Consider the following 13,657-nt stretch of genomic DNA (forward strand, 5'->3'; position numbering starts at 1 on the left):
AAATAAATAATCTTTTTTAACACTTATTGTAAGAGAGTGCGAAGATGAACTACTTGCAACAGATTTTGAGTACTATCTCAATTTTACTAAAAAAGCGCTTTTTTTTTGTATGTATTTAAGTGGAATATTTTATATTTTTAATTTGAACGGTAGGGAAATTTAAGTGATAAATGCTTATGAATTACTTGGTTAAAATTATTTATAATGAATGATGAAATTTTAAAAAGAGGACACTTCATAGAATTTTATTAATTAATTTTTACTATCTAAAATACTAACCGGGTTAAAATATAAAAGAATGATTATAATAGCTAGGTAATTGTTTCAATGGTTTGAATAATGGTTTTGTGAAAATATAATTAAACTATACATAACTTAACAAAGAAAGACACTGTACTAGTGATTAAGTAGTACAGTGTCTTTTAAAATATATTAGTTACGGATTAAGTAATCAAATGCACCTAAAGCTGCGTTTGCACCTGAACCCATAGAGATGATGATTTGTTTGTACGGATTATTTGTACAGTCACCTGCAGCAAACACTCCTGGTACGTTTGTAGCGCCGTGCTTGTCTGTTACGATTTCACCGCGAACGCGTTCAACTGTTTCGCCTAACCAGTCTGTGTTTGGTACAAGACCGATTTGTACGAATACACCTTGTAATTCAACGTGATGAACTTCTTCAGTTTCACGATCGATGTAAGAAATACCGTTTACTTTATCAGTACCAGTGATTTCTTTCGTTTGAACGTTTTTCAGAACAGTTACGTTTGGTAAGCTGTTAAGACGCTCTTGTAATACAGCATCAGCTTTTAATTCTGGCATGAATTCAAGAACAGTTACGTGCTTAACGATACCTGCTAAGTCGATAGCTGCTTCAATACCAGAGTTACCTCCGCCGATAACTGCTACGTCTTTTCCAGTGAATAATGGACCGTCACAGTGTGGGCAATATGCTACACCTTTATTTTTGAACTCAGCTTCACCTGGTACGCCAACATTACGCCAGCGAGCACCTGTAGAAACGATTACGCTCTTACTTTTCAGAATAGCGCCGTTTTCAAGTTCCACTTCAATAAGTTCTTTTTTCTCTAAACGTTTCGCACGTTGTAGATTCATTACATCGATGTCGTATTCTTTTACGTGCTCTTCAAGGCTTGCTACTAGCTTAGGACCTTCAGTCTTTTTCACGCTGATGAAGTTCTCAATGCCCATAGTATCCATTACTTGACCACCGAAGCGCTCAGCAACGATACCAGTGCGGATGCCTTTACGTGCTGCGTAAATTGCTGCACTTGCACCAGCAGGGCCGCCACCAACAACAAGAACATCGTATGGATCTTTATCAGAAAGCTCTGATGCATCTGGACCGTTACCCATTTTAGCTAAAATTTCTTCAAGTGTCATACGACCGCTTCCGAAAGATTCGCCGTTTAGGTAAACAGTTGGTACTGCCATAATGTCTTTGCTTTCTACTTCCTCTTTGAATGCAGCGCCATCAATCATAGTATGTGTAATACCAGGGTTAAGAACGCTCATTACGTTAAGAGCTTGTACAACATCAGGACAGTTATGACAACTTAGGCTGATATAAGATTCAAAATGATATTCGCCTTGAATGTTTTTAATTTGATCGATTAATTTTTGTTCAACTTTTGGAGCGCGTCCACTTACTTGTAGTAAAGCTAACACTAATGATGTAAATTCGTGTCCTAATGGAATACCAGCGAATACGACACCAGTGTTTTCACCAGGGCGGTTTACGCTAAAGCTTGGTGTTCTCTCTAATTCAACTTTTTCTACTGTAATCTTAGATGACATAGTAGCTAATTCGTCTACTAGAGATAACATATCTTTAGATACGTTATCGTCTCCTGCGCTTACTTTAAGTAAAATATCGTTCTCCATTAATTGAAGGTATTGGGATAGTTGTGTTTTTATATCTGCATCTAGTATCATTTTGATCGAACTCCTTAGATTTTGCCTACAAGGTCAAGGCTTGGTTTAAGTGTTGCAGAACCCTCTTGCCATTTAGCTGGGCAAACTTCACCTGGGTTGTTACGTACGTATTGAGCAGCTTTAATTTTGTTAACAAGAATGCTTGCGTCACGGCCGATACCGTCAGCATTGATTTCCATAGATTGGATAACGCCGTCTGGATCGATGATGAATGTACCACGAGCAGCAAGACCTTCTTCTTCCATTAAAACGTTGAAGTTTGTAGTGATTGTGCGAGTTGGGTCACCAATCATGATGTACTCGATTTTGCCGATAGTTTCTGAGCTATCATGCCATGCTTTGTGAGTGAAGTGAGTGTCTGTAGATACAGAGTATACTTCAACGCCTAAGTCTTTTAGAGTTGCGTATTGGTTTTGTAAGTCTTCAAGTTCAGTTGGGCAAACGAATGTGAAGTCAGCTGGGTAGAAACAAACTACACTCCATTTTCCTTTTAAACTTTCGTCAGTAACTTGGATAAATTCTCCATTATGGTAAGCATTAGCTTTAAACGGTTTTACTTCTGTGCCGATTAATAACATGTTAAAATTCCTCCTAAATGTTGGTTTTGAGCATCAAAAAATAGTGTGCTCATAAAATATATTTTTTAATTAACTATAATAATTCTAATTCGATATTAATTATCATATAGAAGTGGTTATTTTGTCAAGAGAATAAACCAACTTTATACCAATTTAATTAATATTTATTCTCAATTAAGACTAACAGGGAATGGAAAGGTAATTTTAAGTCTATAAATTTTAGATGAGTAGTTGAAAGTTTAGTGTGTATGTTAGAGATAGTGTGTAAGTTTAATTTCTTAGGAAGGAAATATTTCTTAGAAGTTATGTATTTGAAAAGGAACTGCTTATTTCTATTTTACAAAGAATTGTGCGATAAATAAAATAAAATGAATCGAAATCTTTTTGAACAATTTTTGTCATCTCAAATATATAATTAGGAAGTATATTACGATGATAGTTAGAAATATTGACTCAAAGTGCTAACGAGATATAATAAAACCTAGATATACCTTTCAAAAAGAAGAATACATATTTATAGGATGAAAAAATTCAACCTATTATTTTTTATAGCTTTTAGAAAACGCTTACAATTGGTGTGGAGGGGAAACCATGTCTAAGTTCACAAAGTATTTTTTAATGGAAGCTAAAGATGTGATTGCATATGTGAAAGAGAAATTATCTAAGTTTGAACATGCAAAGGGGTTACAGTGTAAAGAAATAGGTGATGGCAATTTAAATTATGTGTTCCGCGTTTGGGATGAAAAAGAGAACATGTCTGTCATCGTAAAGCAAGCTGGGGATACAGCTCGCATTTCAGATGAGTTTAAGTTGTCGACGAATCGTATTCGTATAGAATCAGATGTTTTGCAGTTAGAGGATGAGTTAGCACCTGGACTTGTTCCTAAGGTGTATTTATTTGATAGTGTGATGAATTGTTGCGTAATGGAAGATTTATCGGATCACACAATATTACGTACAGCACTTATAAATCATCAAATATTTCCGAGGCTTGCGGATGATTTAACTACTTTTATGGTAAATACACTTTTGTTAACATCGGATGTTGTAATGAATCATAAAGAGAAGAAGGAACTTGTGAAGAATTATATAAATCCTGAATTATGTGAGATTACAGAGGACCTCGTATATTCAGAACCATTTACAAATCATAATAAGCGTAATGAGTTAATTCCGTTAAATGAGGGATGGATTAGGGAACATATTTATAGTGATAAAGAGCTTCGTATGGAAGTAGCGAAACGTAAATTTTCTTTTATGACGAATGCACAGGCATTACTTCATGGTGATTTACATACTGGTTCTGTTTTTGTAAGAGATGATTCTACAAAGGTTATTGATCCTGAGTTTGCTTTTTATGGACCTATGGGATATGACGTTGGGAATGTAATGGCGAATTTAATGTTTGCTTGGGTGAATGCAGATGCAACGATGTCACCTGGAGCTGAGAAAGATACGTATATGGATTGGTTACAAACTACGATGGTAGAGGTAATTGATTTATTTAAGCAGAAGTTTTTAGGTGCTTGGGATATTCATGTGACCGAGATTATGGCGAAGGAAGAAGGCTTTAGCGAAGTCTATTTGCAATCTGTATTAGAGGATACAGCTGCAGTGACAGGTCTGGAATTAATTCGCCGTATTGTTGGATTAGCGAAAGTAAAAGATATTACTTGTATTGGGAATGAGGAAGCACGTGCTAGAGCGGAGCGAATTTGTCTTCAAGTAGCGAAGGGTTTTATTTTACGAGCGAATCAATATAGAACGGGCACAAGTTTTGTAGAAACGTTAAAAGAACAGTCAATGCACTACGCGAAGTAAGGGGAGAATATGATGGAAGAGCAATTAATACCAATTCAGTGGAAAGATGATGCTTTAGTTTTGTTAGATCAAACGTTATTACCAAATGAAATTGTCTATGAATCTTTTAAAACAGCTGAAAGTGTGTGGGATGCGATTCAAGTAATGAAAGTACGAGGTGCACCCGCGATTGGTGTTTCAGCTGCTTATGGAGTGTATTTAGGGATAAAGGAATTTGCTGAAAGTACGGAAGAGGGATTTATGGATGAAGTAAGAAAGGTATGTACATACTTGGCGACATCAAGACCGACTGCCGTAAATTTATTTTGGGCACTTGAAAGAATGGAAAGTGTAGCGACAGATAATATTCATTTATCAATCTCACAGCTGAAAAATAGATTACTAGAAGAGGCAAAAGAGATTCATAGAGAAGATGAAGAAATTAACCGTCAAATTGGAGAACATGCATTAACATTATTCCATGATGGAATGGGAGTATTAACACATTGTAATGCTGGTGCGTTAGCGACAACTAAGTATGGTACCGCGACAGCTCCCATGTACTTAGCGAAAGAAAAAGGATGGGACTTAAAAATCTATTCTGATGAAACACGCCCTAGATTACAAGGTTCAACGTTAACAGCATTAGAACTGCAGCGAGCAGGCATTGACGTTACTGTTATTACAGATAATATGGCAGCTATGGTCATGTCACAAGGGAAGATTGATGCGGTAATTGTTGGATGTGATCGTGTGGCAGCAAATGGTGATGTAGCAAATAAAATTGGCACATTAGGCGTATCTATTTTAGCTAAGTACTACAACATTCCGTTTTATGTAGCAGCGCCAACACCGACAATTGATTTAAAGACATCGACAGGAAAAGAAATTCCGATTGAAGAAAGAGATGCTTCTGAAGTGATTAATCGCTTCGGACAATATTCTGCTCCGAAAGAAAGTAAAGTATATAATCCAGCATTTGATGTTACTCCACATGAAAATGTAACAGCGATTATTACAGAAAAAGGGATTGTAAAGGCACCGTTTACGGAGAATTTAAAAAAGCTATTTCAATAAGTAGATAAATGTAAAAGTCAGTCATCATAAGCTTCATACTTAGGGGGATGTATATGTTATTACAAAAAGAAAGAGAAGAAATTGTAGCGTATGGAAAGAAAATGATTTCTAGTGGTTTAACAAAGGGAACGGGCGGTAATATTAGTATCTTTAATCGTGAACAAGGTCTTGTTGCGATTAGCCCAAGTGGTTTAGAGTATTATGAAACAAAGCCTGAAGATGTAGTTATATTAAACCTAGATGGTGAAGTAGTAGAAGGAGAGAGAAAACCATCAAGTGAATTAGATATGCACCTTATTTACTATAGGAAGCGTGAAGATATAAATGCGCTTGTGCATACACACTCTCCTTACGCGAAGACGATTGCATCATTAGGATGGGAGCTTCCTGCTGTATCGTATTTAATTGCTTTCGCAGGACCGAATGTGCGCTGTGCACCGTATGAAACATTTGGTACGAAGCAATTAGCGGAGGCTGCTTTTGAAGGCATGATTGATCGCCGTGCTGTTTTACTTGCAAATCACGGTTTAATTGCTGGTGCAAATAATATAAAAATGGCGTTTACTGTTGCAGAAGAGATTGAGTTTTGTGCTCAAATTTATTATCAAACGAAAAGCATTGGGGAACCAAAGCTATTGCCAGAAGATGAGATGGAGAATTTGGCGAAGAAGTTTGAAGGGTATGGGCAGCAGTAGAATGAAACAAAAACACCCTCAAGAAATCTTGAGGGTGTTTTTTAAGCTTTTTTAAGCAACAAATACATAAAGTAAGGAGCCCCAATTAAAGCAACGACAATACCTGCTGGAATGCCATTAGGATCAACGATATTTCGTCCGATTGTATCTGCTAATAATAATAGCCATCCGCCGATTAAAAGGGCGATAGGCATGAAGATTTGATGTCTTGGACCTACTAAAGATTTCGCGATATGAGGAGCCATTAATCCGATAAAGCTAATTCCTCCTGTTACGGAAACAGCTGCGGCTGCAAGTGCAACGGCTGCAACTAATAAGTACCTGCGTTCTTTTTCAATTTCAATGCCAACGCCAATTGCGACTGGTTCGTTTAATGCTAAAATGTTTAATCGATTTGCTTTATAGAAAACAAACGGAATGAATACGATTAACCATGGGAGCATTGCTAAAACGAAAATCCAGTCATCTCCCCAAATATTTCCGGCAATCCATTTTGAGATAAAGTCCACTTTCATACGATCAGCGGATGAAATAAGGACAATCATCGCTCCAGATAGTGCAAATGCAAAACCGATACCAGTTAATGTTAATCGTATTGGTTGAAGTCCAGTTGATTTACTATATGAAAACACGTAAATTAGAACAGCTGTCAGAAATGCCCCAATAAATCCAACGACAGGTAGTAAGTAAAGAAATGAACCTACGTCTATTGGAAAGTATAAAAAGAAAATAGCAACAGCAACACCAGCCCCAGAGTTAATACCAAGAATACCAGGTTCAGCTAAATCATTTCGGGTAATTCCTTGCAGAATAGCCCCTGATAAAGCGAGAGCCATACCAGCTAATAATGTAATGACAATTCTAGGTAGTCTTAAAGAGTATAAAACAAACTCCTCTTTAAAAGTCCCTTGCCCCATTAATGTTGGGAGTAGTCGATCATAAGATAAAGATGCTGAACCAAGTCCCATTCCAACTACAATGGTTGTGATGATTACTATAAGTAAAGCGAGTATAATGAGACGCTGTTTTCTTAAAATAGATTGCATCATGAGAATGTTTTTCCTCCTTTACGTACAATGAATAGGAAGAATGGTAACCCTACAATCGCAACAATTGCCGCAACTGGTGTTTCGTATGGAGCGTTAATAGTACGTCCGATTGTATCTGCAAGTAGCATAAAGGAAGCTCCAGCAATTGCTGACATCGGTATAACAAATCGGTAATCTGGACCGACAATTGGGCGTACCATGTGAGGTACCATTAAGCCGATAAATGCCATATTTCCAACAAGCGCTACAGATGCACCTGCAAGTAAGATAATAATGATAAATAAAATAGTTTTAATAACAATAATTTTTTGACCTAGTCCAATAGCCACTTCTTCACTGAAACTAAGAACTGTCAATTTTTTTGCTAGTAAGATAGCGATAAAGATACTAATTGAAATGACTGGAATAATAATTTTTAATTGGCTCCAAGTTGTTCCAATTACGCCCCCAGCAGTCCAAAGTGATACATCTTGTGAAATTTTAAAGTAAATGCCGATTCCTTCTGAAATTGCGAGTAGAAATGCTGAAACTGCAGCGCCCGCTAATACAATTCGAAGAGGAGAAAGGCCGCCTTTTTTCACCATACCAATTCCAAATACCATAATTGCGCCAATTGCAGCACCGATAAAGCAAGCTAATGTTAAGTAAAGATAGCTGATGGAAGGGTTGAAAGCAAGTGTCAGTGCAAGCGCAGCATTTGCTCCACCAGATAGCCCTAATAATCCAGGGTCCGCAAGTGGATTTCGTGTTAATCCTTGCATAATTGCCCCAGAAACGGCTAATCCAGCTCCTACAAAAATAGCAGCAACTTCACGTGGTAAACGTATTTCTCGAATAATAGATATTTTGTCTCCTTTAGCGGAGGAAGTGAGTGCTAACCATACATCTTTTATCGAAGTATCTGCAGCACCTAATACCATTGCAACCATAAAAATAAGAAAGAATGCAATTAAGCTTAAAATTAGTTTGTATGTAAAAGCTATAGAACGTGGATTATCATGATCTTTTGTCATTCGTTTCACATCTTTTCTGTTCATAGAATAAAGGAAGAGGAATTCTTAAATTAAGAATTCCTCATGTTTGTATTATTTACCAAGAAAGCTCTTCTTGAAGAAGTCTAGTTGGAAATCTAATGTAAGTGGATCATTGAAATAGAATTCCATCATGTTTGCTTCATATACACGATTATTTTTTACTGCTGGGATGTTTTTATATGATTCTGTCTCTTGGAATGAGTTATCAGTATCTTTGTTTTTACTTACGATTAAGTAATCACCAGCAAATTCAGGTAATACCTCAGTAGATAATGCGTAGTAACCTTCTTTTAATGCTTTTTCTTTTACTTTTTCAGGCATTTTTAATTTCATTTCTTGGTACAGGATTTCTGTTCCACGGCCCCAGTTCTCGCCGTATACATAAAGCTGTTTGTTGAAGTTTTCTACAACAGAAACTGTTGCATCTTCACCGATTTTTGCTTTAATTTCTTTACCAGCTTCTTGTGCACGTTTCTTGAAGTCATCAACCCAAGTTTTTGCTTCTTTTTCTTTATTTAATAACTTACCGATTTCTAAATGCTGTGTTAAGTAATCAACTTTTCCGTAAGTGTATGTTACAGTAGGCGCGATTTTCTTTAACTTATCGACATTTTTAACATTTGATAAACCGATGATTAAATCTGGATTTAGTTCAGCGATTTTTTCAACATTTTCATCAGATACTTCAGCAACATCTTTAAGTTTGCTATCAAAACGTGGGTTTTGTTTAGACCATGAATCTACCCCAACAAGATTTACACCTAATGACATTACGTTACCAGCGAATGATGATAATACAACAACGCGTTTTGGATTTGCAGGAACTTCTACTTTTTTACCATCTTCAGATTGGTATGTAATTGTTTCTGATTTGCTACCTTTTGCATCGTTCTTTTTGTCTGTAGAGCTATTGCTACAAGCGCTCATAACAAGAACGAAAAGGACTGTTAGTGAAATAAATAACTTTTTCATCGTCTTTCTCCTTTAACATAGATGATATGTGTATACAATAATTTGTTTAACTGCAATCTTTTTGAAATAGTAGTGGTAATGCAAAATAATTTATTAAAAATCTTGAATATGAGATTTTATAATATAGTAATAACCATATTAATGAAAGAAGATGTAATCTCAAATTTGCTAATTATTAACAAAATGATAATGATTATCACTATTGATTCTTTAAATAATATAATTTTATATAGGTGTATTGTCAATAGTAATTTTGATTGTAAATTTTGCGGAAACAGGTTATATTTTATTGAGAATGATAATCAACGATTAATAGCTGAGGAGTGAGCACGAATGAATCGAGAAGAATTGTTTGATGTAACCGTGATAGGCGGAGGACCTGCAGGGCTTTATTCAGCTTTTTATAGTGGACTCAGAGAAATGAGAACGAAAATAATAGAATTTCAACCACATTTAGGTGGAAAAATACATGTGTATCCGGAAAAAATGATTTGGGATGTAGGAGGACTATTGCCAGTTACAGGTGATAAGTTAATTGAACAACTTGTACAGCAAGGGTTAACATTTAAGCCGGAAGTTGTATTAGATACAAAAGTAGAATCGATTATTCGTAATCAAGATGGTACTTTTACATTAAAAACAAGTACTGGCGAAGAACACTTTTCAAAAACAGTTATCGTCGCAACAGGAAGTGGTATATTGAAACCGCAAAAGTTATCTATTGAAGGTGCTGAGCGATTTGAAGTATCGAATTTAAATTATACAGTTAAATCTTTAAAGCGTTTCAAAGGTAAAACAGTTATTATTTCCGGTGGAGGCAATTCTGCTGTTGATTGGGCAAATGAATTGGAACCAATTGCGAAAAAAGTGTATGTAACTTATAGAAAAGAAGAATTATCTGGTCATGAAGCACAAGTAAAACAACTTATGAACAGCTCAGCGGAGTGTTTCTTTAATACATCGATTACAAAATTAATTGCCGGTGATAATCATGAAGCGATCGAATATGTAGAATTAACAAATCATGAAACAGGTGAGGTTTCTCATTTACCTATTGATGAAGTTATTATTAATCATGGATATGAACGCGACATTACATTATTAGAAAATAGTGAGTTAGACGTTGCAATTATAGATAATTATTATATTGCAGGTAATGCAAATAGTGAGTCTTCAGTAGATGGATTATATGCTGCTGGAGATATTTTAAAGCACGAAGGGAAACTACACTTAATTGCAGGTGCATTCCAAGATGCTGGAAATGCTGTGAATAAAGCAAAACAATTTATCCAACCAGATGCAAGTGAGTACGGAATGGTTTCTTCTCATAATGAAGTATTTAAGAAGAGAAATCGCGAACTGATTAAGCAGATGATGAAATAATAAGGAACAAGTATACCCCCACGTATTTCTCTATTCAAGTGAATGAGAGATGTACGTGGGGGTTTTCCTGTTTACTATATTTTCTATCATTATAATGACACCGGTTTCATCAGTTCATATGATATGAACATTTTATTGGTAAAGCATCCTAGAAAACAATTTAGCTATGTTTTGCTTACACAGAACATGGCTAAATTACGCTGTCCCTTTAGCGCGTTTATTAGGAAATGGCATATTTAGTATAGAAGCAATATACTGTTTTCCGTGTTTTCGAGCCAATGATTCTAATATTTGACGGACGCGTTTTGTAAGATGACCTTGTTTTTGGATGGCTTCACAATATGCGTCATAGAAGGCATATTTAGCCCAAAGGAAATCATCTTGTTGGAATAAGAAATGATTTTTGTACCATTCACCAATTGTATGATAACAATTGTTTTCATGTATTGCTGTGCTTTGAGAAAGAAAACGATCAGATAAAGATACATTCAAATGAGAAATTGTGTTTTCTGTTTCAACTTGCAGTGTTTGTTCTAACATTGTAATGATGTGACGAGTAGCCATATGTTAACTCTCCTTTGTGTAAATGGGTAATACCATTCTATATTTAAAAAATTCTTACTATATAATACTATACAATATATGGAATGCATCTACCTGCTTTTTGAACTGCATTTACAAAATCTTTTTTATTTGTTTACAAAAATAAAGTAAAGTAAGATACAGTATAGATGAAAAAATAATAAAGGAATGAACGCATTGTATATAACAATAGAAGAGACTGCGGAGTATTTGAATTTACCAAAATCGTATATTGAAGAGTTAATTCAGCAAAAGAAAATTCGTGCGCTATTCGATGGAGAGCAATATTTAGTAAATAAAGAACAATTCAATACGCATTTAGAACAAATGGAGAAATATAAGCAATTAGTGGAAGAAATATTGAACGAACCAATTCCAGAAGATATGGATGTTAAAGACGAAGATTAAACTATGGGAAATCCCTTATGAAGATATGCAGAAATGTATCTTCATAAGGGATTTTTTGTTTGAAGATATCAAAAACATAAGGAGTTCTTAGCCTTTCTTCAAATTTTGATAGGTAGTAGTCTACCATGTTAAAAGCATATTTTTTTCTAGCTAGGACAAACATAGAGAATGTAACCTGTACAGATACATATACTATCAGTGCAAAAGCTTATAAATTAATGGAAGGGGTTTTCTCGTGAGTTTATTTCATTGTGATTTTTTGAAAGACTTAATTGGATCTTTTGTGAGAGTAAACAGGGGTGGTCCAGAATCTCAAAAAGGAACAATAATATCAGTATGTCAGGACTACTTCGTATTGAAGAATGAAAAAGGTGAGCTTTATTACTATCAACTTAAACATCTAAAAAGTATTACAAAAAATGCGAAAGAATGTGGATCAAGTGATTGTGAGTGGGAAGATTGCGCCTGTGCAGAAGATTTTGAAGCACTACTTGAAAGTTTCAAATATTGCTGGGTGAAAATTAATCGCGGCGGTCCAGAGAAAGTGGAAGGCATTTTGCAAGATGTTTCTTGTGACTTCGTAACATTAATCGTAAAAGAAGAAATTATATTAATTGCAATAAAGCATATTAAAAGTGTTAACTATAATGCTTTAGCATGCGGAGAGAGCGATGAGAGCGACAATAGTAAGGAAAGTAGCGATAATTCAGGTCGTGCTCGTGCACAAAGACAATCAAGTAGAGGAAGATAATAAGAAAGGGGGATACGAAATTGGAGAATGTATTATGCTGTGACCAAATTAAATGTTTAGTTGGTGAGACTGTAAAAGTAAACCTTCGTGGACCAGAAAGTCGAGTTGGTGAGCTCGTATCGTTAGGAAAAGATTATCTAACGTTACAGTTACCTCATGGTGAATTAGTATATTATCAGTTGAAACATGTGAAGAGTCTAGTGAAGAAAGTGAAAGAAAGTAAATGTGGCGATTGCTATAGTTCATGTTTCTGCTCTGATGAGGATACTTTTTTAGATATATTAAAAGACTTGAAGTATAAGTGGGTAAAAATTAATCGTGGCGGTCCAGAGTGTGTGGAAGGTTTATTAAGTGAGGTACACCATGGCTGTATTACACTAGTAAACGGTGATGAAGTTATTTATGTAATTAAGTCTCATATTAAGAGTGTGAGTCAAGTAGTTAAATGTAAAAAGAATGAAGATGAATAATGTTTAATAAATAAGAGGGGCATTATGAGGGAAAGAGAAGAACAATTTCTTATTTCGATAGTATGAAAAGGAATTACTTACTATTAAAACAGAACTTTGCCCTGATTATTTTTTTAGAAATGGAAGACAGATAAGAAGAAATTCGTAGGAAGGAGGATATAGATGAATGAGTTAAACAAAAGTATTGGAGAAAATATATATGTTAAATTAATCGGTGAAAAAAGATTTAAAGGTGTATTAATTGATGTAGGAAATGATATCGTTGTTCTTTACAATGGACAAGACTACGTATATATATCTTTATATCATGTACAATATTATAAGTTTTTAAGATCAAATGATGAAGAAATCTCAAAACCAGATGTGGATTCTGTAATTAAGAGAGAGTCTCCTTCAATTTCTTTGAGGAAAGTATTAAGTACATCTAAAGGGATTTTTACGGAAATTTATGTAGCCGGAAATGCTCCAATACATGGTTATGTTACAAGTGTGATGAACGATTATATTGTTTTTTATAGTCCAGTTTATAAAACTGTATATATATCTTTAAAACACTTGAAATGGTTAATTCCGTATAAAGAAAATCAAGTGCCTTATGCCCTCAATAAAAATGAACTCCCCGTGAATCCGTTAAATATTACGTTAGCTCGAACGTTTGAAGAACAGCTTATTAAAATGGCTGGGAAAATTATGGTGTTCGATTTAGGTGAGGAGTCCAATAAAATTGGAAAAATGGCGAAAATTGATGAAGGTCATATTGAAATATCAAAAGCACGTGATGCGAAAATGTATGTAAATATTCAACATGTAAAATCTGTCCATTGTCCGTAAGCTAGTTGAAAGGGCTGGCTTTTTCGTAACTACTCAGCCACCTTTCGGTGTCTTTTTTAAATTTTACT

General features: G+C 35.0%; 14 protein-coding genes. 8 read left to right on the top strand and 6 right to left on the bottom strand.

Going from position 1 to position 13,657, the window contains the following annotated elements; genetic code table 11:
- Positions 1–432 precede the first annotated feature (432 nt).
- Entirely contained in the window at positions 433–1,959 is a 1,527-nt protein-coding gene (ahpF, locus tag MHH55_RS23055; RefSeq protein ID WP_000599516.1) for an alkyl hydroperoxide reductase subunit F, read from the bottom strand.
- A 14-nt stretch (positions 1,960–1,973) separates the two neighbouring features.
- Positions 1,974–2,537 (bottom strand): alkyl hydroperoxide reductase subunit C, encoded by a 564-nt coding sequence (gene ahpC, locus MHH55_RS23060; RefSeq protein WP_000924420.1) that lies wholly within the window; start codon positions 2,535–2,537, stop codon positions 1,974–1,976.
- A 591-nt stretch (positions 2,538–3,128) separates the two neighbouring features.
- On the opposite strand from ahpC, the gene mtnK reads away from it, so the two are divergent.
- The 3 genes from mtnK to MHH55_RS23075 are packed head-to-tail and all read left to right on the top strand — an operon-like array spanning position 3,129 to position 6,109.
- Positions 3,129–4,358, top strand: coding sequence for an S-methyl-5-thioribose kinase (mtnK, locus tag MHH55_RS23065; RefSeq protein WP_078187460.1), 1,230 nt, complete (start codon positions 3,129–3,131; stop codon positions 4,356–4,358).
- A 9-nt stretch (positions 4,359–4,367) separates the two neighbouring features.
- Positions 4,368–5,414: an S-methyl-5-thioribose-1-phosphate isomerase gene (gene mtnA / locus MHH55_RS23070; RefSeq protein WP_025690395.1), complete on the top strand. Its 1,047-nt coding sequence runs from the start codon at positions 4,368–4,370 to the stop codon at positions 5,412–5,414.
- Between the two features lie 53 nt (positions 5,415–5,467).
- Positions 5,468–6,109 (top strand): L-fuculose-phosphate aldolase, encoded by a 642-nt coding sequence (locus MHH55_RS23075; protein WP_000926557.1) that lies wholly within the window; start codon positions 5,468–5,470, stop codon positions 6,107–6,109.
- 41 nt (positions 6,110–6,150) lie between these two features.
- On the opposite strand, the gene MHH55_RS23080 is transcribed toward MHH55_RS23075, so the two are convergent.
- The 3 genes from MHH55_RS23080 to MHH55_RS23090 are packed head-to-tail and all read right to left on the bottom strand — an operon-like array spanning position 6,151 to position 9,164.
- Positions 6,151–7,158: a FecCD family ABC transporter permease gene (locus MHH55_RS23080; RefSeq protein ID WP_000983751.1), complete on the bottom strand. Its 1,008-nt coding sequence runs from the start codon at positions 7,156–7,158 to the stop codon at positions 6,151–6,153.
- A complete protein-coding gene (locus tag MHH55_RS23085) occupies positions 7,155–8,195 on the bottom strand; it encodes a FecCD family ABC transporter permease (RefSeq protein ID WP_002025239.1) in 1,041 nt (346 codons plus the stop codon). Before MHH55_RS23085 ends, MHH55_RS23080 begins: the two co-directional genes overlap by 4 nt.
- Positions 8,196–8,243: 48 nt before the next feature.
- Positions 8,244–9,164 carry an iron-hydroxamate ABC transporter substrate-binding protein gene (locus MHH55_RS23090; protein WP_000732597.1) on the bottom strand — a complete coding sequence of 307 codons (921 nt, stop codon included), beginning with the start codon at positions 9,162–9,164 and terminating at the stop codon, positions 8,244–8,246.
- A gap of 333 nt (positions 9,165–9,497) precedes the next feature.
- On the opposite strand from MHH55_RS23090, the gene MHH55_RS23095 reads away from it, so the two are divergent.
- Entirely contained in the window at positions 9,498–10,547 is a 1,050-nt protein-coding gene (locus tag MHH55_RS23095) for an NAD(P)/FAD-dependent oxidoreductase (protein ID WP_001078299.1), read from the top strand.
- A gap of 195 nt (positions 10,548–10,742) precedes the next feature.
- Here the strand turns inward: MHH55_RS23095 and MHH55_RS23100 are convergent, their stop codons facing one another.
- On the bottom strand, positions 10,743–11,111 hold the full coding sequence (locus MHH55_RS23100; protein ID WP_078187459.1) for a hypothetical protein: 369 nt from the start codon (positions 11,109–11,111) through the stop codon (positions 10,743–10,745).
- A 186-nt stretch (positions 11,112–11,297) separates the two neighbouring features.
- On the opposite strand from MHH55_RS23100, the gene MHH55_RS23105 reads away from it, so the two are divergent.
- From MHH55_RS23105 to MHH55_RS23120, 4 genes are all read left to right on the top strand, one after another.
- A complete protein-coding gene (locus MHH55_RS23105; protein ID WP_002025240.1) occupies positions 11,298–11,537 on the top strand; it encodes a helix-turn-helix domain-containing protein in 240 nt (79 codons plus the stop codon).
- A gap of 235 nt (positions 11,538–11,772) precedes the next feature.
- Positions 11,773–12,288: a spore coat protein B gene (locus MHH55_RS23110; RefSeq protein WP_000051527.1), complete on the top strand. Its 516-nt coding sequence runs from the start codon at positions 11,773–11,775 to the stop codon at positions 12,286–12,288.
- A 20-nt stretch (positions 12,289–12,308) separates the two neighbouring features.
- Entirely contained in the window at positions 12,309–12,758 is a 450-nt protein-coding gene (locus tag MHH55_RS23115) for a spore coat protein B (protein WP_000432509.1), read from the top strand.
- A 162-nt stretch (positions 12,759–12,920) separates the two neighbouring features.
- Positions 12,921–13,589, top strand: coding sequence for a hypothetical protein (locus MHH55_RS23120; protein ID WP_001004284.1), 669 nt, complete (start codon positions 12,921–12,923; stop codon positions 13,587–13,589).
- Positions 13,590–13,657 lie beyond the last annotated feature (68 nt).

It is taken from the genome of Bacillus sp. FSL K6-2944 (assembly GCF_038005385.1).
GTDB classification, from domain to species: domain Bacteria; phylum Bacillota; class Bacilli; order Bacillales; family Bacillaceae_G; genus Bacillus_A; species Bacillus_A cereus.

Coding starts and splice junctions, on each gene's coding strand:
- ahpF (WP_000599516.1), bottom strand. CDS start 1,959: ATGATACTAGATGCAGATATAAAAACACAACTATCCCAATACCTTCAA.
- ahpC (WP_000924420.1), bottom strand. CDS start 2,537: ATGTTATTAATCGGCACAGAAGTAAAACCGTTTAAAGCTAATGCTTAC.
- mtnK (WP_078187460.1), top strand. CDS start 3,129: ATGTCTAAGTTCACAAAGTATTTTTTAATGGAAGCTAAAGATGTGATT.
- mtnA (WP_025690395.1), top strand. CDS start 4,368: ATGATGGAAGAGCAATTAATACCAATTCAGTGGAAAGATGATGCTTTA.
- MHH55_RS23075 (WP_000926557.1), top strand. CDS start 5,468: ATGTTATTACAAAAAGAAAGAGAAGAAATTGTAGCGTATGGAAAGAAA.
- MHH55_RS23080 (WP_000983751.1), bottom strand. CDS start 7,158: ATGATGCAATCTATTTTAAGAAAACAGCGTCTCATTATACTCGCTTTA.
- MHH55_RS23085 (WP_002025239.1), bottom strand. CDS start 8,195: ATGAACAGAAAAGATGTGAAACGAATGACAAAAGATCATGATAATCCA.
- MHH55_RS23090 (WP_000732597.1), bottom strand. CDS start 9,164: ATGAAAAAGTTATTTATTTCACTAACAGTCCTTTTCGTTCTTGTTATG.
- MHH55_RS23095 (WP_001078299.1), top strand. CDS start 9,498: ATGAATCGAGAAGAATTGTTTGATGTAACCGTGATAGGCGGAGGACCT.
- MHH55_RS23100 (WP_078187459.1), bottom strand. CDS start 11,111: ATGGCTACTCGTCACATCATTACAATGTTAGAACAAACACTGCAAGTT.
- MHH55_RS23105 (WP_002025240.1), top strand. CDS start 11,298: ATGAACGCATTGTATATAACAATAGAAGAGACTGCGGAGTATTTGAAT.
- MHH55_RS23120 (WP_001004284.1), top strand. CDS start 12,921: ATGAATGAGTTAAACAAAAGTATTGGAGAAAATATATATGTTAAATTA.